Annotated in this window: 21 protein-coding genes; 15 read left to right on the top strand and 6 right to left on the bottom strand. The window is 70.1% G+C overall.

What is annotated here, in order from left to right; all coding sequences use genetic code 11:
- Positions 1-81 precede the first annotated feature (81 nt).
- Complete coding sequence (locus BLQ50_RS05745) at positions 82-2,745, bottom strand: helix-turn-helix transcriptional regulator (protein ID WP_093182006.1); 2,664 nt, start codon at positions 2,743-2,745, stop codon at positions 82-84.
- 113 nt (positions 2,746-2,858) lie between these two features.
- Here BLQ50_RS05745 and BLQ50_RS05740 point away from each other — a divergent pair, with 113 nt between their 5' ends.
- The gene (locus BLQ50_RS05740) at positions 2,859-3,068 is read left to right on the top strand and encodes a hypothetical protein (protein ID WP_093182004.1); all 210 of its coding nucleotides are present in this window, start codon (positions 2,859-2,861) and stop codon (positions 3,066-3,068) included.
- A 21-nt stretch (positions 3,069-3,089) separates the two neighbouring features.
- Here BLQ50_RS05740 and BLQ50_RS05735 read toward each other — a convergent pair whose 3' ends face one another.
- Positions 3,090-3,983 carry a formylglycine-generating enzyme family protein gene (locus BLQ50_RS05735; RefSeq protein WP_093182002.1) on the bottom strand — a complete coding sequence of 298 codons (894 nt, stop codon included), beginning with the start codon at positions 3,981-3,983 and terminating at the stop codon, positions 3,090-3,092.
- Positions 3,984-4,116: 133 nt separating this feature from the next.
- On the opposite strand from BLQ50_RS05735, the gene BLQ50_RS05730 reads away from it, so the two are divergent.
- The 3 genes from BLQ50_RS05730 to BLQ50_RS05720 are packed head-to-tail and all read left to right on the top strand — an operon-like array spanning position 4,117 to position 5,957.
- Positions 4,117-4,509 (top strand): DUF7144 family membrane protein, encoded by a 393-nt coding sequence (locus BLQ50_RS05730; protein WP_093182000.1) that lies wholly within the window; start codon positions 4,117-4,119, stop codon positions 4,507-4,509.
- On the top strand, positions 4,499-5,200 hold the full coding sequence (locus tag BLQ50_RS05725; RefSeq protein ID WP_093181999.1) for a hypothetical protein: 702 nt from the start codon (positions 4,499-4,501) through the stop codon (positions 5,198-5,200). The genes BLQ50_RS05730 and BLQ50_RS05725 overlap by 11 nt, the downstream gene beginning before the upstream one ends.
- 22 nt (positions 5,201-5,222) lie before the next feature.
- Positions 5,223-5,957 carry a potassium channel family protein gene (locus BLQ50_RS05720; protein ID WP_245700927.1) on the top strand — a complete coding sequence of 245 codons (735 nt, stop codon included), beginning with the start codon at positions 5,223-5,225 and terminating at the stop codon, positions 5,955-5,957.
- Positions 5,958-6,226: 269 nt separating this feature from the next.
- Here the strand turns inward: BLQ50_RS05720 and BLQ50_RS05715 are convergent, their stop codons facing one another.
- The gene (locus BLQ50_RS05715) at positions 6,227-7,366 is read right to left on the bottom strand and encodes a CU044_5270 family protein (protein WP_093181997.1); all 1,140 of its coding nucleotides are present in this window, start codon (positions 7,364-7,366) and stop codon (positions 6,227-6,229) included.
- The gene (locus BLQ50_RS05710) at positions 7,363-8,025 is read right to left on the bottom strand and encodes an RNA polymerase sigma factor (RefSeq protein ID WP_093181995.1); all 663 of its coding nucleotides are present in this window, start codon (positions 8,023-8,025) and stop codon (positions 7,363-7,365) included. Before BLQ50_RS05710 ends, BLQ50_RS05715 begins: the two co-directional genes overlap by 4 nt.
- A gap of 267 nt (positions 8,026-8,292) precedes the next feature.
- Here BLQ50_RS05710 and BLQ50_RS18565 point away from each other — a divergent pair, with 267 nt between their 5' ends.
- The 9 genes from BLQ50_RS18565 to BLQ50_RS05670 all read left to right on the top strand — a co-directional run bounded on the left by BLQ50_RS18565 (position 8,293) and on the right by BLQ50_RS05670 (position 16,313).
- Positions 8,293-8,463: a hypothetical protein gene (locus BLQ50_RS18565; protein WP_175559033.1), complete on the top strand. Its 171-nt coding sequence runs from the start codon at positions 8,293-8,295 to the stop codon at positions 8,461-8,463.
- 123 nt (positions 8,464-8,586) lie between these two features.
- A complete protein-coding gene (gene thrS, locus BLQ50_RS05705; RefSeq protein ID WP_425424078.1) occupies positions 8,587-10,608 on the top strand; it encodes a threonine--tRNA ligase in 2,022 nt (673 codons plus the stop codon).
- Positions 10,605-11,165 (top strand): HIT family protein, encoded by a 561-nt coding sequence (locus BLQ50_RS05700; RefSeq protein ID WP_093181994.1) that lies wholly within the window; start codon positions 10,605-10,607, stop codon positions 11,163-11,165. Before thrS ends, BLQ50_RS05700 begins: the two co-directional genes overlap by 4 nt.
- A 5-nt stretch (positions 11,166-11,170) precedes the next feature.
- Positions 11,171-11,818: a phosphatidylinositol phosphate synthase gene (gene pgsA, locus BLQ50_RS05695; RefSeq protein ID WP_093181992.1), complete on the top strand. Its 648-nt coding sequence runs from the start codon at positions 11,171-11,173 to the stop codon at positions 11,816-11,818.
- Positions 11,819-11,822: 4 nt separating this feature from the next.
- Entirely contained in the window at positions 11,823-12,833 is a 1,011-nt protein-coding gene (locus BLQ50_RS05690; RefSeq protein ID WP_093181990.1) for a phosphatidylinositol mannoside acyltransferase, read from the top strand.
- Positions 12,834-12,835: 2 nt separating this feature from the next.
- Complete coding sequence (locus BLQ50_RS05685; protein ID WP_093181988.1) at positions 12,836-14,038, top strand: glycosyltransferase family 4 protein; 1,203 nt, start codon at positions 12,836-12,838, stop codon at positions 14,036-14,038.
- Positions 14,035-14,754 carry a hypothetical protein gene (locus tag BLQ50_RS05680; protein ID WP_093182581.1) on the top strand — a complete coding sequence of 240 codons (720 nt, stop codon included), beginning with the start codon at positions 14,035-14,037 and terminating at the stop codon, positions 14,752-14,754. The genes BLQ50_RS05685 and BLQ50_RS05680 overlap by 4 nt, the downstream gene beginning before the upstream one ends.
- Positions 14,755-14,817: 63 nt before the next feature.
- Positions 14,818-15,747, top strand: a complete 930-nt coding sequence (gene pdxS, locus BLQ50_RS05675; protein WP_093181987.1) for a pyridoxal 5'-phosphate synthase lyase subunit PdxS — start codon at positions 14,818-14,820, stop codon at positions 15,745-15,747.
- Positions 15,744-16,313 carry an NUDIX hydrolase gene (locus BLQ50_RS05670; RefSeq protein ID WP_245700926.1) on the top strand — a complete coding sequence of 190 codons (570 nt, stop codon included), beginning with the start codon at positions 15,744-15,746 and terminating at the stop codon, positions 16,311-16,313. Before pdxS ends, BLQ50_RS05670 begins: the two co-directional genes overlap by 4 nt.
- A 102-nt stretch (positions 16,314-16,415) precedes the next feature.
- Here BLQ50_RS05670 and BLQ50_RS05665 read toward each other — a convergent pair whose 3' ends face one another.
- Together BLQ50_RS05665 and BLQ50_RS05660 are read right to left on the bottom strand one after the other, a co-directional pair.
- Entirely contained in the window at positions 16,416-18,242 is a 1,827-nt protein-coding gene (locus tag BLQ50_RS05665; RefSeq protein WP_245700925.1) for an HNH endonuclease signature motif containing protein, read from the bottom strand.
- A 692-nt stretch (positions 18,243-18,934) separates the two neighbouring features.
- Positions 18,935-19,777 carry a hypothetical protein gene (locus BLQ50_RS05660; RefSeq protein ID WP_093181983.1) on the bottom strand — a complete coding sequence of 281 codons (843 nt, stop codon included), beginning with the start codon at positions 19,775-19,777 and terminating at the stop codon, positions 18,935-18,937.
- A 79-nt stretch (positions 19,778-19,856) separates the two neighbouring features.
- Here BLQ50_RS05660 and pdxT point away from each other — a divergent pair, with 79 nt between their 5' ends.
- Both pdxT and BLQ50_RS05650 read left to right on the top strand, forming a co-directional pair.
- A complete protein-coding gene (gene pdxT, locus BLQ50_RS05655) occupies positions 19,857-20,459 on the top strand; it encodes a pyridoxal 5'-phosphate synthase glutaminase subunit PdxT (protein WP_093181981.1) in 603 nt (200 codons plus the stop codon).
- Between the two features lie 3 nt (positions 20,460-20,462).
- A complete protein-coding gene (locus BLQ50_RS05650; RefSeq protein WP_093181979.1) occupies positions 20,463-21,221 on the top strand; it encodes a YebC/PmpR family DNA-binding transcriptional regulator in 759 nt (252 codons plus the stop codon).

Below are 21,221 nucleotides of genomic sequence, written 5' to 3'. Positions count from 1 at the left end.
GGAGTCGACCGTGGACCCATCGTGGCGCGGGGACCGGGGCGAAGGCCTCATCCGCTTCGGGTGACCTGCGGGGATGGCGTGTCAGAGCAGGCCGCGGTCGGTCGCGACCCGGACGGCCTCCCGGCGTCCCTCGACCCCGAGCTTGCGGTAGATCGCCCGCTGGTGCGTCTTGACGGTGTTGATCGAGACGAAGGCCGCCGAGGCGATGTCCGCGGCGGTCATGGTCGTGCGCAGGTACAGCAGCACCTCGTGCTCACGCGGGGTGAGCGACCAGTAGGAGGGCATGGCGGGGGCGGCGGGGGCGGCGGGCAGGTGGTCGAGCAGCGCGATGGTGAAGGCCGCGTGCTCGGTCCCCCAGGCCAGGTGCTCTGCCAGCAGCGGCAGGAGCTCCTGGCACCGATCGGTGAACGGACGCCTGACGTCGTCGGGCTCGGCGCTGGCGAGCGCGTCTTCGAGGAGCTGGTGGCCACCGTCCCGGTCGCCGTCGGCGGTGGCCAGGAGCGTGTCGACTACGAGCCGGCGCACGACCAGCTGGCTCGCCCGGCAGTCTGGCGGAAAGGACCGCAGCACCTCGCGGGCGCCGCCCGCATCGCCCGTCCGGCGCAAGATCTCCGCGACCCACACCAGGGAACCGGGGTGCTCGGCCAGGTAGGGACCGGCGCCCAGTCCGGCGACGATCGCGGCCGCGGCCTCCGTCTCGCCTCGGGCCAGGTGCCGCCGCGCGTCGAGCACCGCCACGAGGACGGGCCAGGAGGGGGGCAGGCCCGACGGCGCCTCGGCGGCGAGGGCGCCCGACAGCTCCTCCGTGGCGGCAGGGTCCCCCGTGGCCAGGGCGATCTCCAGGAGGGTCGCCCGGGCCAGGGCCGGCAGGCTGCGGTCCCCGCGCTGGACGGTGCGCAGGGCGCGGGCGGCCCAGACCTGTGCGGCGCCGAGGTCGTCGCGGTCGTACTCGCACAGGGCCAGGGTGAGGCAGGCGGGGGCCAGGATCGGGGTGCCCGACCAGCCGAGCCGTCCCGCCTCGTCGAGGACGGCCCGCGCGGCGCGGCGACCGGCCCCGCAGCCCTCGCGCTCGCGGACCAGGAGGGACAGCTCGGACTCCCCGGCCAGCCGCAGCGCCGTCATCGACCGCGACATGGCGACCGCGGTCGAGGCCTCGAGCAGCGCGGTCGCCGCGGCCGGCCGGCCCGCCCGGGCCAGCAGCTGGCCCACGATGTGCTCGGCCCCGGCGAGGACGACCGCGTCCTTGGACGGGTGCGGGGTGCGCAGAAGATCTTCCCCGATCGTCGCCATCGTCGCGAGATCGGGGTGGCTCCTGGTCATGACGACGCCGAGCAGCTGCTCGAGCAGGGCGAAGCGGTGCTCGGCGTCGGGGCTGCGCTCGGGCGCCTGGCTGCGTGAGGCCGCGCGGCGCAGCAGGAGGTCGGCCTGGGTCTGGTCCCCGTCGAGGTAGTGGCACACGGCCATGAGCAGGAGCATCTCGGGGCTCTCGTCGAGGGGGGCGGGGATCCGGTGGCACAGCGTCAGCAGCAGGGTGTGGTCCCCGCGCAGCACGAGCTCGATCCACCGCTCGTGCAGGTAGGTGGCGGCCAGCGCCGGGCGGCCCCCGCGCAGGGCGTGCGTGACTGCCTCGTCCAGGTCCCGCTGGCGCCAGTAGTGCGCGGCGCTGCGGTGCAGCGCGCGCCAGTGCTGGGGGCGCGAACCAGCCAGCTTGGCCTGACACTGCGCCGCGAAGAAGTCGTGCCACCGGTAGGACGCAGGTTCCCCCTCGTCCGTGGCCTGCCGGTCCAGGAACAGACCGCGGTCCACGCATTCCGCGAGAGGCCGCGCCCCGTCGTCCCCGCCGTTGAGGGCGTCGGCCAGCGTGGCGTCGACCCTGCGGCACGTGGTGGCCCGCAGGACGAACTGAGCCAGCTCGGGGCCGAGGCCGGCCAAGATGTCGGTGACGAGCAGGTCGGCGATGGGGCTCGTCGGGCTGAGCAGCGGCTTGAGGGTGAGCGCAGCCGGCGAGCGCGCCATCGCGACGAGGGCCATCTTCACGGCGACCGGCCACCCGTCCGTCGCGCTGAGCAGGTCCCGCTGGTCCTCCGCTGTCAGCGGCACCTCGCACAGCTCGGCCAGCCGGAGGGCGTCGTGGGCGGAGAACCGCAGGTCTTGATGGCGCAGCTCGGTGAGCTGGCCGGCGGCCCGCACCCGCTGGAGCGCCAGCGGGGGGTCGAACCGCCCGGAGAGCACCAGGCGCAGGTTCGGCGGGGCGTAGCGCAGCAGCCGGTCAAGCATGGCTCGGGGCTCGGGGTCGCGGATCTCGTCCACGTTGTCCAGGACGAGCGCGAGGGGGTGCGTGAGCGCGTCGAGGCGGGAGACCAGGTCGTCGATCGCCGGACCGGCGTCGTCGGGATGGTGGGGAGGTGCGGCGTCGGCCAGGTCGACGGGGTCCCCGCGCCCGTCACGCGCCAGGGCGGCCGCGAGGGTGCCGCGGATGCCGAGCCACAGGGTCGTCGCATCGTTGTCGAGCTCGTCGATCGTCAGCCACGCCACTGACCGCGCGGTCGACGTGGCCCACGCGGCGAGCAGGGTCGACTTGCCGTACCCGGTCGGGGCGGAGAGCAGGGTGACCGAGGTCGCCTCGACGCCCTCCGCCAGGCGTGCGCCGGCCGCGCCCCGGACGACGTGCAGGGACGGCGGCGGGGGCGGGTGGATCTTGCGGGCCGGGAGCCGGTGACCGTCCGCGGCGGCGGCAGGCGTCACGTCCGCACCCCGACGGGGCGGTTGCCCTCATCCTGCGCGCATGAGGTGGCCTCCGGTCGCCTGCGGGCAGTGTGGGTGAGGGAACCGGGGCCACGCGGAGGGAGGGGACGGGAGTGCTCTACCTCATTCGAGTCGTGGGACGGGTCGACGCGGTCATGCTCTACGACTTCGTCGACGTCACGGTGACCCCCGACGGCAACCACACCGACCTGGTGTGCCGGGTGCCGGACACGGCCGCGCTGAGCGGTGTGGTGGTCCTGCTCCATGATCTTGGCCTCCGGGTCAGCGAGATGCGGTCGGTTCCGGACGTGCCCGCCACCTGAGGGACCAGGCGAGGCGGACGCTCACGCCCGGGTCGCGGGGCGCCGCACGCAGCGGAACCCGATGTGCGTGGTCGAGGTGTCCACCGCCTGGGGGGAGCGGGCCGCCGGGCGGTACCTCAGGCAGTACTCCGGGGCGCACAGGTGCGAACCGCCCTTGAGCACCTTGCGGGGGATGGTCGTCGGGTCGGATGTCGGCGTCGGTGAGCAGCAGGAGTGGACCACGTGGGTCGCGGCGTAGTCCGTCGTCGTCCATTCCCAGACGTTGCCGATCATGTCGAGGAGGCCATACCCGTTGGCCGGGAACGTCCCCACGGGGGAGGTGCCCACCCAGCCGAGCGCGCCGGTGTTCTGGTACGGGAAGCGCCCCTGCCACGTGTTGGCCATGAGCCGCCCCTCGGGACGGGGCTCCTCGCCCCAGGCATAGGGCCCGACGTCGAGCCCGCCGTGGGAGGCGTACTCCCACTCCGCCTCGGTCGGCAACGACTTCCCCGCCCAGGCGGCGTAGGCCTCGGCGTCAGCCAGGGCCACCTGGACCACCGGGTGGTCGTCCTTGCCCTCCAGGTCCGAGCCGGGACCGGTGGGCCGGCGCCAGCTCGCCCCGGGCGCCCAGTCCCACCAGGCCCGCCAGTTGTCGAGCGGTACGGGCCCCGGTGTCCCCACGAAGACGAGCGACCCCGGGAGCAGGTCGGCCGGGGCGACGTCGGGATAGAGCGCCGGATCGAGGTCTCGCTCGGCGACGGTGACGTGCCCGGTGGCCTCGACGAACGCGGCGAACTCGACGTTCGTCACGGGATGGACGTCGACTTCGAAGGACTCCACCTGGCGCGGGTGCACTGGACCCTCGTCTGCGTAGAAGCGCGAGGAACCCATGAGAAATGACCCGCCGGGGACGGTTCGCATCTGGACGAACTCCATATCGCGACTATCTCACCGTTTGTGGGTGATGTCCCGGCGAGGTGGCCGTCGCACGCTGAGAGGACGAACGCCCGGCTCCGCCGGGTGTGGCCGACCCCGCCACCGCGGCGGGGCTCACCTGGGAGGAGTTCTCATGTCCCGTGCAACAGCGTGGGTTGGGTGGATCTGGTTCGCAGCACTGCTCATCATGGCGTCCGGCGTGCTCAACGTCATGACCGGGCTGGTCGCGGTCCTCGGACGCGACAACGCCTACGTCGACACCGGAGTCGGCCTCGTCGTCTTCGACGTCGAGAGCTGGGGCTGGGTGCACCTGATCTATGGCGTGATCCTCGTCCTGGTGGGCGCGTGCCTGGCCGCCGGGCAGACCTGGGCCCGGGTGCTCGCGATCGTCCTGGTCACCCTCAACCTGCTGACCCAGTTCATCACCCTGCCCGCCTACCCGGTGTGGTCGATCATCGTCATCGCGATCTACCTCATCGTCATCTGGGCACTGATCGTGCACGGCGACGAGGTCCGTGACATCTGACCTGCCCCGCGCGGTTCCCGTTCCGGGCGAGGGGCACCGTCTCCAGGGCTCGGGTGCCGGCGCGGCCGGACTGGCCTTCGCAGTGCTCTTCTCCGCTGGCTTCCTGCTCCTTGACCGCCGTCCTCCTGACGGGACCGACGCCGCCGTCCTGGCCTTCTACCGGGGGACGGACGGCTGGATGCTCCTGGTCGCAGGGTGCTACCTGGTCCCCTTCGCCGGGGTGTGCTTCCTCTGGTTCATCGCCGCAACCCGCCATCGCATGGGCCTGCTGGCCCGGCGCGAGGACACCCTGCTGGGAACCGTCCAGCTCGCCTGCGGCGTGCTCTTCGTGGCCATGATGTACGCCGCAGCCGCGGCGTCCGTGACGGGGGTGGCCGGAGTCAGGCTGGGGGACGTGGACGATACGAGCGACCTCGCCCAGCTGCGGACCATGACCACCTTCGGGGAGGCGATCCTGATGATCTTCGCGATCCGCACCGCCGCGGTGTTCATGATCGTCAGCACGACCCGAGCCTGGCGGGCGCACCTGTTCCCCCGGTGGTTCGCCGTCCTGAGCTACCTCGGCGCGTTCGGGCTGATGCTGACCCTCACCTACGCACGAGCCGTCGTCCTCGTCATCCCGCTCTGGGTCGCGACAGCCTCCGCCATCATCTTGTTCCGCCGCGCTCGCGGTGAGCTGGCGGTGGCCTGATGGCCGGGCTCGGTCCCGTGCCGTGACCGTCCTGCGGCCTCCCGGCGGGCGGCGACAGGCCCGGAGGTGGCTGGTCGGCGGCCGGGACGACTTCGTCGTCGTCCTCTTCCTGCTCACGGCGTCCTACGTGCTGTTCGCGATCACCTCGGCGGCGTGGGCCCGCGGGGTGGTCTCCGCGCTGTACGTGATGACGATGGTCGTCGCGGTGCGGGCCGCCGACCCCACCCGGGCCCAGCGCCGCGCGGTGGTATGGATCGTCCTGGCCGGAGCTGGCGCGACCGGGTTGGCCCTCCTCGTCCTCCCGGTCGCCGATGCCATGGGCCTGTCCGACGTCGCGCTCACGGTCCTGCTCGCCGTGACCCTCGCGCTCGTGCTGGGCCGGGTGCTGGCCCATCGCACAGTGACGGTCCAGACGATCGCCGGCGCCCTGAGCGCCTACCTGCTCATCGGCATGACGTTCACGTCTGTCTACGCCGTGGTCGCCTGGTTGGAGGTGGAGCCGTTCTTTGCCTCGGGCGCCCCCCAGGACGTGCCCGACCTGCAGTACTTCTCCTTCGCGACGCTGACCACCCTTGGGTACGGGGACCTCACGGCCGCCTCAGGGGCCGGGCGTGGTCTAGCGACCTTCGAGGCGCTCGTCGGGCAGATCTTCCTCGCGACACTCGTGGCGAGCCTGGTGGCCTCGTTCCGGGAGTCACGGGAGCTACGGGAGCTACGGGGGCAGAATTCCGATGGTGATGCCCCGCCAGGGCTGTGACTGCAGGAGACGTCGTGGCGGCGTGTCATCGACGTCTAGAGACCAGTTCTGAAATTGATGTGACATTTGAGCCCGCTCCGGGGATGTATAGACAACGAGACGCAGGTCGCCGCCACCCCTGGTGACCAGCCTGCTGTGCGCGGGCCGTCTCGTCCGCAGTAAGGGTCTCTCAGGCGGAGCACGACTCGAGCCGAACGTCGCAGGGGGGCGTTCTGTTCGAGCCGGGTTCCGCCTGAGAGCATGCGGCCCACCTGCAGACCACTAGCCGGTCAATCGCCGATCGCGGCGACCCACGTCGGCGTGTTCCAGGTGGTGAACCCGGTCACGCTCGCCGATGTGATGCCACGTTCAGAGTCGTCGATCGTGATGGTCTCCGCGGCGAGCAGCTGACCGTCGGTGGGGGAGATCACGAGGACCGTGACCGTGCTGGGGGCTCCCGGAGCGGGCGCCACCGCGACGGCCGCGCCGGGCCTGCCGAACCGGTCGGTCGTCGATCCCAGGTCGACGACTCCGGGCTGGGCCGCCAGGGCCGACCACATCGCCGCAGCCAGGTCGCCGGGCACCACGTACTGGGAGAACAGCTGCTGCACGGCGGTGAACAGGCAGGTCGCCTGCGTTGTCGTGTCGACCTCGCAGGACGGGCCGCCGGCGAGCGCCGTGAGCTCGGCGGTCAGGGCGACCCGATCCCGGGGGAGGTTGGTGGGCAGTGCTGGGTCGAGGGAACCCGGAGGGAAGTCGTCGCTCGAGACAGGACCGGCCTGTGACGACTCCGCCGAGGGGCTGATCATGCCTTCCGGGTCGATGGCGTCGGTGCGGAGCTGGGTGGAGCGGATGGCACCATCCGGTGCCAGCCACCAGACGCTCCGGGTCGGGATGACGGCGGTCTGCCCGGTGTCCCCGTTCTGCTCGAGCAGCCAGGCGTAGGTCGCCACGCGTTGGACGTCGCCGGCCCGGTCCGGCGCGGGCGCCGAACGGGCCGCCTCGGCGAGCTCGGTCAGGGCCTGGCCCGCGCTCGGCGCCGAGCCCGTGGCCACGTCGAGCGCATCGGCGCGGGCGTAGGTCAGGGTGGCGGGTGTGCCGGCGAGGGCCGGCGGACCGGACGTGAGCTGTGTACCCAGCGCCGCGACCAGAGCGAAGGCCCCGGCTGCGGCCAAGGTGAGCACACGCCGTCGCGAGCGGGTCGGTGCGTGAGGGCGTGAGCCTACGCGGGCGGGGCGGCTGGGCGCGACCGGCTCTGTATCGCCGGGGACCTCAGCGGCTCCCGTGGCCTCGGCGAGGATCCGGCTGAGCAGGCGTTCGCGCGCCTCGACGTCGTCGGTCAGGTGGGCGGGGACCGGTGGGAGCATGCCGGCGCCGCGCATGAGGCCACGGAGCTCGGCGACGTCGACGTCGCTGTGTTCTGTACTCATGCCTTTTCCCTCCCTTGGTCCTGCTCGGTGAGAATGAGGAGCAGTCGCTTCCGAGCGCGGGCGACGCGCGTGGTGACCGAGCTCACCGAGCAGCCGAGCGCGGATGCGGTCTCGGCGGACGTGAGACCGGCGACGACCATGAGGCTGAGGGCGTCCCGCTCTCCCTGCGGGAGGAGGTCGAGCAGCCGACGGGCCTCGTCGAGGGCCTCCAGGCCGAGCATGTCGGATGCGGCTTCCGCATCGAGGAGACGTCCGGCCCGCCAGGTGAGCCGCAGCTGCCTGTTGAGCATGTCGGTGGCCTGCATGATCTTGTTGCGGAGGACGCCGTAGACCCAAGCCCTGCGGCCTGAGGAGTCCTCGGGGAGGTCCGGCCAGCGGCGCCACACGACGAGGAAGGTCTCGGCGAGCACGTCGTCGATGAGACCGACATCGAGGTGTCGGACGAGGTACGTCCGCAGCTCGGTGTACATCTGCCGGTACAGCTCGCTGAACAGCTCTCGCTGAGCATCAGCGGTCAGCAGCTCCCGCTGCTGCTCACCCTGACCGATCCCGACGACAGGGTCGTCGAGGTGGTCGTCGAACCGGGCAGAAGACACGTCGACGACCCACTTCCCCCAGAACCCGAGTACACATACGCGGCCTTCGAGGAGTTGTTCCATGCCGAACGTGCCACCGTGAATACTCCCACATTCACGGTCGTGGTCGAGGAGGTGCTGAAGAGCGCGACGGCGGACGAGAGGCGGGTACGCCGGGCGCGGGTGTGGTGGGTGCGAGTCATATCAGTACATCCGGAGAACTGCCTCAATTGTCACATGCGCACCCTCGGGGATTCGCGGGGCCCGCCAGCGGTCGTGAGATTAGCTGTCCCGCGGTACTTTCGCAACGAGCGTTGTCGACCGAGGCAACACCGAGCGGCTGGAGCTGAAATGAGCGAAGAGACCAAGGGCGGGCTGGGCGACCTCGTCGGCAAGGCGAAGGAGTTCCTCACCGACGACAAGATCGACGTCATCGCGGACAAGATCAAGTCGGTCGCGCCCGACTCGATCGACGGGCACGTGGACACCTTGGCGGAGAAGGCCAAGGAAGCCAACGACTGACGGATTCCCCACATCGGCGACCAGACGGGTGTGGTCGTGGCACGCGTTGCGGGCCAACATCGGTAACATCGAGGGGCACGCTCGCACGAGCGGGCCCCTCGATCGATCCAGGAGAAGACCACCGTGTCCCAGCCGCCGCTGCTGCAGCCCCAGGTAACCATCACCCTCGACGGCGAGCAGACCACGGTGACCACGGGCACGACCGCAGCGGAGCTGTTCACCGAGCGCCGCGACGTCGTCGTCGTGCGGATCGCCGGCGAGCTCAAGGACCTGGCGACCGAGCTGGTCGACGGCGCCGTGGTGGAATCCGTGACCATCGACTCCCCGGACGGTCTCGCCGTGCTGCGACACTCGGCCGCGCACGTGCTCGCGCAGGCGGTCCAGCAGGTCAACCCGAGCGCCAAGCTCGGCATCGGCCCGCCCATCACGGACGGCTTCTACTACGACTTCGACGTCGCCGAGCCCTTCACCCCCGAGGACCTCAAGGCCCTCGAGAAGGCCATGATGCGGATCGTCAAGGAAGGCCAGACGTTCCGACGTCGCGTGGTCACCGACGCCGACGCGCTCACCGAGCTCGCGGGGGAGCCGTACAAGGTCGAGCTCGTCGGGCTCAAGAGCTCGAGCGAGACCGCGGGCGAGGGCGCCGACGTCGAGGTCGGCGCGGGCGAGCTGAGCATCTACGAGAACGTCCGCCGCAACGGCGACGTCGCATGGTCGGACCTGTGCCGCGGCCCGCACCTGCCCAGCACCCGGCTCATCGGCAACGGCTACCAGCTTTTGCGCAGCGCCGCGGCCTACTGGCGCGGCAGCGAGAAGAACCCCCAGCTCCAGCGCATCTACGGGACGGCCTGGCCCACCAAGGACGAGCTCAAGGAGTACCTCGAGCGCGTGGCCGAGGCCGAGCGCCGCGACCACCGCCGCCTGGGCACCGAGCTCGACCTCTTCTCCTTCCCGGACGAGATGGGCTCCGGGCTCGCGGTGTTCCACCCCAAGGGCGGCATCATCCGCAACGAGATGGAGCAGTACTCCCGCCAGCGCCACATCGAGGCGGGCTACTCCTTCGTCAACACCCCGCACATCACCAAGGAGAAGCTGTACCAGATCTCCGGGCACCTGGACTGGTACGCCGACGGCATGTACCCGCCCATGCACCTCGACGCCGAGCTTGACGCCGACGGCAACGTGCGCAAGGCCGGTCAGAACTACTACCTCAAGCCGATGAACTGCCCCATGCACAACCTCATCTTCGCCGCGCGTGGGCGGTCCTACCGCGAGCTGCCGCTGCGGCTCTTCGAGTTCGGGACGGTCTACCGCTACGAGAAGTCCGGCGTGGTGCACGGCCTGACCCGGGCCCGCGGCTTCACCCAGGACGACGCTCACATCTACTGCACGAGCGACCAGATGAAGTCCGAGCTGACCGATGCGCTGAACTTCGTCCTGGACCTGCTCAAGGACTACGGCCTCAGCGACTTCTACCTCGAGCTGTCGACCCGCGACCCCAACAAGTCGGTCGGCACCGATGAGGCGTGGGAGATCGCGACCCGCACCCTCGAGGAGGTCGGGCTCGCCTCGGGCCTCGAGCTCGTGGCCGACCCGGGCGGCGCCGCGTTCTACGGCCCGAAGATTTCCGTCCAGGCGAAGGACGCGATCGGGCGCACGTGGCAGATGTCGACCATCCAGCTCGACTTCAACCTGCCTGAGCTCTTCGACCTCGAGTACGCCGCAGCGGACGGCACACGTCAGCGTCCCGTGATGATCCACCGGGCCCTCTTCGGCTCGATCGAACGCTTCTTCGCAGTGCTCACCGAGCACTACGCCGGTGCGTTCCCGGCCTGGCTCGCTCCCGTCCAGGTCCTTGCAGTCCCGGTCGCCGAGCCCTTCAACGACTACCTGGCTGACGTCGTCGCGCAGTTGCGCAAGAACGGCATCCGGGCGGACCTCGACGACAGCACGGACCGCTTCGCCAAGAAGATCCGCACCGCGAGCACGCAGAAGATTCCCTTCGTGCTCATCGCCGGGGGAGAGGACGCCGAGGCCGGCGCTGTCTCCTTCCGCTACCGCGACGGACGCCAGGACAACGGCGTACCCGTCGCCGAGGCGATCGAGCGGGTCCTCGCGGCCGTGCGTGACCGGGTCCAGGTGTGAGCGAGTCCGCAGCCGACCATCCCGGCGTCCCCGACGGTTTTGACCGACTGTGGACGCCGCACCGGATGGTATACATCGGCGGTCAGGACAAGCCGGCGGACGCCTCTGAGGCGTCCTGCCCGTTCTGCACCATCCCCGCGCGCGACGACGAGACCGCCCTCATCGTCGCGCGCGGGCGGTTGGCCTATGTGGTCCTCAATCTCTACCCGTACAACGCCGGTCACCTGCTCGTGTGCCCCTATCGGCACGTCGCGGACTACACCGATCTGACGACGGACGAGGTCGCCGAGGTCGCCGAGCTGACCCGCACGGCCATGCGCGTGGTGCGTGAGGTTTCGGCCCCGCACGGCTTCAACCTCGGCATGAACCAGGGTGAGGTGGCCGGGGCCGGGATCGCCGCGCACCTGCACCAGCACGTGGTTCCCCGCTGGGCTGGGGACGCGAACTTCCTGCCCGTCGTCGCCCAGACCAAGGCGTTGCCGCAGCTGCTGTCCCAGACCCGCGACCTGCTCGCCGCCCGGTGGCCGGCGCCCGCACCGATCGACACCGAGGAGTAGCCGCTGTGCTGAGCCGACTGAGGGGCGTCATGACGACCCTCTTCAACCCGTTGGCGCGCGTCCTGCTGAGGATGGGCGTCTCTCCGGACGCCGTCACGGTCTTCGGGACGATCGGCGTGCTCGTGACTGCGCTGTGGGCCTTCCCGACCGGCCATCTAGCCGTCGGTGCGATCGTCATCGCCCTGTTCGCCTTCCTCGACTCCCTCGACGGGACGATGGCCCGCCTCGCCGGACGCTCGGGACCGTGGGGCGCCTTCCTGGACTCGACCCTCGACCGGCTGGCCGACGCCGCGATCTTCTGCGGTCTTGCCGGGTACTTCCTGCTGCAGACCGACGGCGCCGTCCGCAGGTTCGGCACGATCGTGGCGCTGACCTGCCTCGTCCTGGGATCGATGGTCTCCTATGCGCGAGCCCGCGCCGAGGGGCTGGGCATGACCGCGAACGTCGGCATCGCCGAACGCGGGGAACGGCTCGTGGTCTCCCTCGTCGCGGCCGGGGTGGTCGGCTTCGGGCTGCCGGTCTGGGTCCTGCTTGCCCTGCTGTCGCTGCTCGCCGCGGCGAGCCTGGTCACCGTCCTCCAGCGGATGGCCACGGTCCGCACCCAGGCCCTCGCTGCACGAGCGGTCTCCCCGAGCGCCCCGAGCGAGGCCTGAACAGATGGCGATCAGCTCGGGAACCATCTTCCACCTGGCATGGCGGCACGCCGGCAAGGTGCCCGGCCCACTTCTTCGCGGACTCATCACGCTCGGAGCCGACGTCGCGTGCCTGGCCGGGGCGGGCGGCGTCGGGCAGCTGCGCAAGAACCTCGCCCGGGTGCGCCCGGAGGCGACCGAGCGGGAGCTGCGCGCGCTGACCCGTGCGGGCATGCGGTCCTACATGCGCTACTACGGCGAGGCCTTCGTGCTGCGCCACGCGCGCCCGGCCCAGATCGAGGCGCGGGTCCGGCTGGAGAACTACGACGAGTGCTCCCAGTTCATCGCCGCGGGCGTGACGCCGGTCCTCGCCCTGACCCATCAGGGCAACTGGGACCTCGCGGGGGTCTATGCGAGCAAGCACATCGCCCCGGTCCTCACGGTCGCCGAGCGGCTCGAGCCGCCCGAGGTCTACCAGGAGTTCCTGGCTTTCCGCCAGGGGCTGGGCATGGAGATCCTCACCGCGGGCGACCCGGGCGTGTTCCGCGAGCTCATGCGCGCCGCGCGGGGCGGTGCCTCGGACGGCAATGCGTCCGGCGCGCGGATCGTCTGCCTGCTGGCCGACCGGGACCTCAGCCGCAACGGCATCGAGGTGGACTACCTCGGTCACCGGGCCCGCGTCGCCGCCGGCCCCGCGGCCCTCGCGGTGGCCTGCGGCGCCCCGCTCATCCCGGCGGGCATCTTCTACGAACGCCTCACCGGTGCCCGACGTCGCGCGGCGGGCACCCCGTGGGGAATCGTCATCCGCTTCCACCCACCGGTGGCCGTGGCCACCGAGGGAAGCAAGAACGAGCGGATCGCGGCCATGACGCAGGGCTGGGTCAGCGCGCTGAGCGAGGACATCCGCGAGTTCCCCCAGGACTGGCACATGCTCCAGAAGGTGTTCATCGACGACCTCGACGCCGACCGTTATGCCCGCTCGACCGCGGCCGCACAGGCCGACCAACCCCTGCCGGAACGGCAGGAGACGGAGTGACGATGGCCTCGCGCAGTCTTCGGGTGGGCATCGTCTGCCCCTATTCCTTCGACGTTCCGGGAGGGGTGCAGTTCCACATCCGCGATCTCGCCGAGGCGCTCATGGCCCAGGGCCACTCCGTCTCCGTGCTCGCCCCGGCCGACGAGGACACCCCGATCCCGGACTACATCACGTCCGCGGGCAAGGCGATCCCGGTCAAGTACAACGGCGCCGTGGCCCGGATGACCTTCGGTCCGCGGACCGCCGCGCGGGTGCGCCGCTGGCTCAAGGAGGGGGAGTTCGACGTGCTGCACCTGCACGAGCCGGTCACCCCGAGCCTGAGCATGCTCGCGCTGTGGATCGCCCGCGGGCCGATCGTGGCCACCTTCCACACCGCGCTCATCCGCTCCCGGGCGCTGCAGGCCGCCTACCCGCTCGTGCGTCAGTCGCTCGAGAAGATCTCCGCGCGGATCGCGGTGTCCGAGGACGCCCGCCGCACCCTGATCGAGCACATGGGCGGCGACGCGGTCGTCATCCCGAACGGCGTCTACGTCGACACCTTCGCAGCCGCCAGCGCAAACCCGGCATGGGTGGGCACTCCCCAGGCGCCGACCGTCGCCTTCCTGGGACGCCTCGACGAGTCCCGCAAGGGTCTGCCGGTCCTGACCGCCGCGGTCCCGGAGATCGTGCGGCAAGTGCCCGGTGCCCGCTTTTTGGTGGCCGGCCGTGGCGACGAGGGACGTGACCTTGCCATCGAGACGCTTGGCCCCGAGCTGGCTCGCTCGGTCGAGTTCCTCGGGTCGATCTCCGACGAGGAGAAGGCCCAGCTGCTGTCCTCGGTCGACCTGTACATCGCCCCCCAGACCGGGGGCGAGAGCTTCGGCATCGTGCTCGTGGAGGCGATGAGCGCCGGCGCGTGCGTCGTGGCGAGCGACCTCGGCGCCTTCCAGCGTGTGCTCGACGACGGTCGGGCCGGTTACGTCTTCCAGGCGGGCGACTCGGCCGACCTGGCCAGGGTGGTCTGCGAGGCCCTCGCCGATCCCGACGAACGGGCCAGGCTGTCCGCGCTGGCCTCCACGGCGGTCCGGCAGTACGACTGGTCGACGGTCACCGCGCAGGTGCTCACGGTCTACGAGATGGTCCTGGAGGCCTCGCGGGCCCTGGGCGGCGTCGAGGAGGATCCCTCCTCGACCCGGCGACGCGGATGGACGGAGGTCACGCGATGACGTGGTCAGAGATCTTGGTCGTGGTCGGCTGTGTCCTGGTCGTTGTGGGCTGGCTCGTCTGGGTGTCGGCGACCCGGCTGGACCGGCTGCACCGCAAGGTTGTCGCGTCCCGCCTCGCCCTGGACGCCCAGCTCGTGCGCCGCTCCGCCGCCGCGGCTGAGCTTGCGACGTCGGGCGTGCTGGACCCGGTGAGCTCGGTCCTGCTCGTGGAGGCCGCGCGGGAGGCGTCCTCGGGCGCGGACTCCGGCGAACGCGAGCTCGCGGCAGCGGTCCCCGACCTCGCGGACCTCATCCTCTCGACCCGGCTGGACGCACAGACCAAGCGGGCGCCGTCGCGCACCTCGGTCTCCCACGCCCTGGACAGCGGGTTGGGCGACCAGCGTGCGCAGGCCGAGAGCGTCCTGTCCGCGACCCTGCGCACCGTCCTCGACGACGCGGCCGAGACGGAGGAGCTCTACGCCTCGCCCGACAGCGCGCCATTGCTCGACGCGGTCGCCGCCGCCTGGTACCGGGTGCAGCTGGCTCGTCGCTTCCACAACGAGGCCGTGGCCCAGGCGCAGCGCGTGCGGGCCAAGGTCCTGGTGCGAACTGTGCGCCTCGCCGGGCACGCGGCGATGCCGCAGACCGTCGAGTTCGACGACGCCTGGCCTGCCGGGCTGCGGCGCCCCGGGACCTCTTCTGGACATTCCGGCGTTTCGCCCGCCTCGGCGGCGTAGGATCGTCCCCACTGTCGTGGTCAACGGGCTGCGGCGCTCCGACCTGACCGAGTGAGGTTTGTTGTGCCAAGCGAGAACACATCACCTGAGGCCACCAGCAGCGCGAACGACGCCGTCGTCGGCAGCGCCCGGGTCAAGCGCGGCATGGCCGAGATGCTCAAGGGCGGCGTCATCATGGACGTGGTCACCCCTGAGCAGGCCCGGATCGCCGAGGACGCTGGAGCGGTCGCGGTCATGGCGCTCGAGCGGGTGCCCGCCGACATCCGGGCTCAGGGCGGGGTGTCGCGGATGAGCGACCCGGACATGATCGACGCGATCATCGCCACGGTGTCCATCCCGGTCATGGCGAAGGCGCGGATCGGGCACTTCGTCGAGGCGCAGGTGCTGCAGTCCCTGGGCGTCGACTACATCGACGAGTCCGAGGTCCTCACTCCGGCCGACTACGCCCACCACATCGACAAGTGGAGCTTCACCGCTCCCTTCGTCTGTGGCGCGACGAACCTTGGGGAGGCGCTGCGCCGGATCAACGAGGGCGCCGCGATGATCCGTTCCAAGGGCGAGGCCGGGACCGGCGACGTGTCCAACGCGACCACGCACATGCGCACTATCCGCGGCCAGATCCGCCACCTCACGTCGCTGCCCGAGGACGAGCTGTACGTTGCGGCCAAGGAGCTCCAGGCACCGTACGAGCTGGTCAAGGAGGTCGCGCGGACCGGTAAGCTCCCCGTTGTGATGTTCACCGCGGGCGGCATCGCCACCCCTGCCGACGCCGCGATGATGATGCAGCTCGGCGCAGAGGGTGTGTTTGTCGGTTCCGGCATCTTCAAGTCCGGCAACCCCGCCCAGCGCGCCGCGGCGATCGTCAAGGCAACGACGTTCTTCGATGACCCGGGCGTCATCGCCGACGTGTCCCGCGGCCTCGGTGAGGCAATGGTGGGTATCAATGTCGAGGAGATCCCCGAGCCGCACCGCCTGGCCGAGCGCGGCTGGTGACAGCTGCGCAGGCCCGTCCCACAGGGGAGAGCGAGTACCTCGACGAGGGCTGGCTCCGGGGTCCCGACGGCATGCGCACCCGGCACGCCGCCCGAGTCCTGCTCATGGACTCGGGCGGGCGGACACTCCTCGTGCGCGGACATGACGGGGACGAACCCACCCGGAGCTGGTGGTTCACGGTCGGTGGCGGGATCGACGCGGGGGAGACCCCGCGGCAGGCTGCGGTCCGTGAGGTCCGCGAGGAGACCGGCATCGTCTTGTCGCCGGACCAGCTCGAAGGGCCGGTCCTCACGCGTTCGGCGATCTTCGACTTCGCGCGGGAGCACTGCCTCCAGCACGAGGAGTTCTTCCTCGCGCGCGTGTCGCCCCAGGAGAACGAGCTCACCCGGGCGGGGTGGACCGAGCTCGAGGTGAGCTTCATCGACGAGATGGCATGGATGAGCCCGGCCCAGCTGCGCGCTGCGCCGCAGGAGGTCTTTCCCCACTCGCTGCCCGATCTCTTGGACGAGCTCGCCCACGGCTGGGACGGTGTGGTGCGAGTGATCGGTGTGGAGCGCGACGACTGATCCCCTGTACTAGCGAGGACTCTCATCTGCCGGACGGGGAGGTCTGGGTCGTGCCGGCGGTGCCGCCATCGGCGGTGCCGGTTGAGGGCAGGGGGCCGGGCATCAAGTGCGGTAGCTGTCGGGTGTGTTGACGTGCCAGCCGTTGTTGTAGGTCATGGCGATGTTCTCGCCGTCGACGCGGTGGTGGTGGTGACGGCAGAGCAGTGCCCCGTTGGAGGGTGTGGTGTCTCCGTTGTCGGCCCAGTGGCGGATGGCGTGGTGGATCTCGCAGACATTCGGTGGCGCGTCGCAGCCCGGCCAGACGCAGTGCCGGTCGCGGGCGACGATGGCGCGGCGATGCTCCTTGGTGAAGGTGCGTTTCGACCGGCCGATGTTGAGGATCTGGGAGTCGGGACCAAAGATGATCCGGGTGATCTCCCCATCGCACGCGATCCGCCTCAGGACCGCGTCCGGGATGGGCCCGGTTCCGTCCTCCCAGGTCGCGAACCCGGCCCGAAGGCGGGCTTCCAGGTCTTCGGGTGACCAGGTCTGGGAGCCGGTGCCGGTCGTACCGGGGCCGGTGCGGCTGGCTCCTGAACCCGCATGGTCAGTGCCGATGCCTCCGTGGCCATCTGCGTCGGTCGCGTCGTCGTCGCCGGTGGTCGTGTTGGCGTAGAGGTTCTTGAACTCTTCCCAGGTGATGTGGACCGACAGGTGCGGGCGGACGTTCGCGCCTTTGCCGGCGAACCCGCCGTCCAGGAAACGGCGGGACAGGTCGAGCCACGCCTCGAGGCGGCGCAGGTCCGCCGGAACGAGAGAGCCGGCGGCAGGCACAGCGGCTACCGCACGCAGCGCGGCGATCAGCAGCTGACCGTTCTCGGTCGCGACGAACCCGCTGATCTGCATCCCACCCAACGTCGGTGAGATCTGCAAGAACTCCCGCTCGACCGCGTCCTTGAACGCCTTCTCCTGCGCCTCCGGGTCACCGACGACGGTGAACCTCTTGACGAACTTGCCAAACTCACCGATCTTCCACGTCGCGGTGAGCGCCAGGAGCATCTGTTCACCTGTGCACACCGGCCCCGCCGGGGTGTCACTGGCCGAAGGGGAATCACCGGTCTCCGGGGTGTCACTGCTCACCGGCCCGGCCAGCGCCTCACACAACGTCTGCGTGGCTGTGGCTTTCACCATGATCGTCACGTGCTCGGCGGTGATCTCCCCGGCGCACGCCGCAGCAGCGGTCGCGGGCAGGTGCTCACGCAACGCCCGCGCCGCCCCGACCGTCCGCTGCGCCAACGCCTGGGACAAGCGTTCCCGCGACGCTAGCCACGACGAGAAGGAGTGCATCGTGTCCACCCGCCATGACCCCTCAGCTTCGATCTGACCTATCAACACCAAGCGTTGGGCGCCCAACCGGTCGGTCGCCCGGCGCACCCGCTGCGAGACCTCCGCTGCCAGGGACCCCGGCAGCGTCGATGGATCGCCGGATGCGATCGCCTCAACCGCCGCCTCCAACCGATCCAACTGCGCCAACAGACCCTCAGACGCGCCAAGGTCAGCGAGGTTGGCAGCAGCGAGGTTGTCAACGGTGAGGTTAGTAGCGGCGAACTCCGCAGCGGCGGCCACGTCCGGGTCCGGCAAGGGCGACGCGGAGAATGACGACGAGGGAGCGCCTGCGGGATCTGCAGGGCCTACGCACAGACCGCCGTCCGTTGGGACCGCGCACGCGCAGACCTCCTCACGCGACGCGCGCCTACCGGACGCACTCTTGCCCGACGCAGGTGCCTCCGACGCGCCCGGCCAACTCGAACGGATCAAGTCCTCGAACGCCGTCTCAAGGTGATCCTCGACGAGCGTGGTCGCCGGACGCGCCGCCACGTCGGCCCATACGCCAGGGGCGCATTCAATGTGCACAGGGGCAGGTGCGGAAACGTGAGACGATATATTCATCGGTCCCATCGCACACCTCCTACCTCTGTCAAAACCTGCCCTATTGGCTATCTGCCAATTCTATCGAAAGAATGTGGCTCCGACAAGAGTTTTGAATATGCAGTATGGATATTTTGTTGGGGTAGCCATTGGACCTTGGTGAGGCGTGTTGACCTTCACGTGCAACGTCGTCGGGGGAGGTCTCGCGGCGGGCCGGGCCGGGCTGCCCGGGGCAAGACAGGGTGGCGGTCGCTCCAGCGCTCCAACCCGGCGAACCTTGCCTCTCCGACACGATCGGATCGGACTGGGGCATCGAACTGTGCGAATGGCGGGTTGGCGCCGATGCTTCGCCGGGATGCGAGCAACCATGACGGGTCCGGCGCGAGCGCACCGAAGCTGGCGCCCGGTGGTGTCGCGATCCCGACGGCGGATGCCGTGCCCGCGTGCCGCCTCGTGCGGATCCGCACCGATCGGAGCAAGAATGTCTGGTGAATTGATGGACGCGAAATATCCGGACGCTGGATCCTCTGGAAATTCATTGTCTCCGACTTTGCTCAGATCATCGAGATGAGCACGTCGTCTCGCTCGACGACGCCGACACATTCGACGCCGACCCTAGTCAGAAATTTGCAAGGGTGCAGCACACGGGGGAGCGCGGGGTGAGTACGGCAAGGACGATGCGCATTTCCTCTCCGCCGCGCCTATGGCGGTGGCTATGAGGAGAGAGGTCCATGAGCGGCGGGTGGGGTCGGTCCGGTCGGCCAGCGCCCCGCCTGCCCCAACTGTGCCCGAGCCTTGCGGCGCAGATTCCACCAGATGGCGCCGGCGATGGTCAGGCCCAGGCCGAGCACGCCGCACAGGGCCGCCCCGACGATGAAGACAACACCGATGGCCGTCTTGCCGAAGATTGTGGCGAGCTCGGAGGCGTTGACGACCGCGATGCTGCCGGACGCGTCTGCCGAGCCACCCGTCACGCTCACGGTGTAGACGCCGTCCTCGGGAGCAGTGAAGGTCGCGGCGCGGGAGGACGACTGGGAGTTGGTGGTGTTCTTGTCAAAGGTGAAGGAGCTCAGGGATACGTCGATCTTGGCTCCGTCCGGACCGATCACCTCGAGGTCGTTGACGTCGATCGAGCCGGCGGACGTGGTCGTGTACAGGAGTGCATAGTCCTCTCCGGCGCCACCATGGAACTCCAGCGAGCCGGGCAGGGTCGCGTGGGCGAGCGCGTAGGGAGAGTTGGCCGGGTTGGTCACCCCGGAGATCGCACCGGCTACCTGGGTGATCCCGACGATCAGAGCGGCGACGGCCACCAGGATCAGGCCGATCCCTATGAAGGTCATGACCTTGGGTCCGGTCGTGGAGGTGGCGGGCGGGCGAGAGGGGACCGGCGGCTGGCCATACAGACCCGGCTGCCCGTACGGACCGGGCCCGTACGGACCGGGCCCGTACGGACCCGGCTGACCATACGGACCGGCCTGCCCGCCCGGCCCAGGCACGCCCGGCCCGGGCGCGCCGAAGGGGTTGGGCTGCTGCTGTCCTGGATATGGCTGGCTCATCTCTGGGATCGTCCCATCACGCTGGGAACGCTGCAATGGGGAGCTCAGCCCCATCCGTGCCCGCGTACAGTTGCTCCCCGTGAAGCCACAGATCGGGGTCCTCGCCCTGCAAGGTGATGTCCGCGAGCACGTCGCCGCCCTCGAGCTGGCCGGCGCGAGCGCCGTGACGGTGCGCCGGGTCAGCGAGCTCGCCCAGGTCGACGGGCTCGTGATCCCGGGCGGGGAGTCCACGACCATCGACAAGCTGCTGCGGATCTTCGACCTCTTCGACCCGCTGCGCGCGGCCATAGCGGGCGGCCTGCCCGTCTACGGGTCCTGCGCCGGGATGATCCTGCTCGCCGACCGCGTCCTGGACGGCGCGGCCGACCAGCAGACCCTGGGCGGGATGGACCTCACCGTGCGCCGCAATGCCTTCGGCCGGCAGGTGGACTCCTTCGAGACGGACGTCGCCGTCGAAGGGGTGCCCGGACCGCCGGTCCACGCCGCGTTCATCCGCGCGCCGTGGGTCGAGTCCGTGGGCCCGTCCGCCCAGGTGATCGCGACGATCACGTCAGGCCCGGCCGCCGGTAGGATTGTCGGAGTCCGTCAGGACGCCTTGTTGGCGACGTCGTTCCATCCGGAGATCACCGGGGACGGTCGCATCCATGAATTGTTCGTCTCGATCGTTCGTAGGGAGTACTAAGCGATGTCAGGTCACTCCAAATGGGCCACCACGAAGCACAAGAAGGCTGTTGTCGACGCCCGGCGTGGAAAGCTCTTTGCCAAGCTCGTCAAGAACATCGAGGTCGCGGCGCGCACCGGCGGCGGTGACGTCATTGGCAACCCGACGCTCTTCGACGCCATCCAGAAGGCCAAGAAGACCTCGGTCCCCAACGACAACATCGACCGTGCGGTCAAGCGCGGCTCTGGTCAGGAGGCCGGCGGCGCCGACTACCAGACCATCATCTACGAGGGCTACGCCCCCGGCGGCGTGGCGATGCTCGTGGAGTGTCTGACCGACAACCGCAACCGCGCGGCGGCCGAGGTGCGCATCGCCTTCAGCCGCAGCGGCGGACAGCTTGCCGACCCCGGCTCGGTCGCCTACCTCTTCTCCCGCAAGGGCGTCGTGCTCGTCCCCAAGGACGGGACCGACGAGGACTCCGTCCTGGAGGCTGTGCTCGACGCCGGCGGCGAAGAGATCACCGAGGCCGGTGACGTCTTCGAGGTGCTCTGCGAGGCCACCGACCTCGTCGCGGTCCGCACCGCGCTCCAGGAGGCCGGCATCGAGTACGACTCGGCCGACGTCGTCTTCCACCCGGCCATGCAGGTCGAGGTGGACGCCGAGGGCGTCCGCAAGATCCTGCGCCTGATCGACGCGCTCGAGGACTCCGACGACGTGCAGAACATCTACACGAACTTCGACGCCTCCGACGAGGTCATGGCCGAGCTCGAGAACGACGAATAG

Source organism: Sanguibacter gelidistatuariae (assembly GCF_900096585.1).
In the GTDB taxonomy this organism is placed as follows: domain Bacteria; phylum Actinomycetota; class Actinomycetes; order Actinomycetales; family Cellulomonadaceae; genus Sanguibacter; species Sanguibacter gelidistatuariae.
This window is presented reverse-complemented; position numbering and strand designations above follow the sequence as displayed.

Coding starts and splice junctions, on each gene's coding strand:
- BLQ50_RS05690 (WP_093181990.1), top strand. CDS start 11,823: ATGGCGATCAGCTCGGGAACCATCTTCCACCTGGCATGGCGGCACGCC.
- BLQ50_RS05650 (WP_093181979.1), top strand. CDS start 20,463: ATGTCAGGTCACTCCAAATGGGCCACCACGAAGCACAAGAAGGCTGTT.
- BLQ50_RS18565 (WP_175559033.1), top strand. CDS start 8,293: ATGAGCGAAGAGACCAAGGGCGGGCTGGGCGACCTCGTCGGCAAGGCG.
- BLQ50_RS05665 (WP_245700925.1), bottom strand. CDS start 18,242: ATGAATATATCGTCTCACGTTTCCGCACCTGCCCCTGTGCACATTGAA.
- BLQ50_RS05710 (WP_093181995.1), bottom strand. CDS start 8,025: ATGGAACAACTCCTCGAAGGCCGCGTATGTGTACTCGGGTTCTGGGGG.
- BLQ50_RS05685 (WP_093181988.1), top strand. CDS start 12,836: ATGGCCTCGCGCAGTCTTCGGGTGGGCATCGTCTGCCCCTATTCCTTC.
- BLQ50_RS05730 (WP_093182000.1), top strand. CDS start 4,117: ATGTCCCGTGCAACAGCGTGGGTTGGGTGGATCTGGTTCGCAGCACTG.
- BLQ50_RS05715 (WP_093181997.1), bottom strand. CDS start 7,366: ATGAGTACAGAACACAGCGACGTCGACGTCGCCGAGCTCCGTGGCCTC.
- BLQ50_RS05660 (WP_093181983.1), bottom strand. CDS start 19,777: ATGAGCCAGCCATATCCAGGACAGCAGCAGCCCAACCCCTTCGGCGCG.
- BLQ50_RS05680 (WP_093182581.1), top strand. CDS start 14,035: ATGACGTGGTCAGAGATCTTGGTCGTGGTCGGCTGTGTCCTGGTCGTT.
- BLQ50_RS05735 (WP_093182002.1), bottom strand. CDS start 3,983: ATGGAGTTCGTCCAGATGCGAACCGTCCCCGGCGGGTCATTTCTCATG.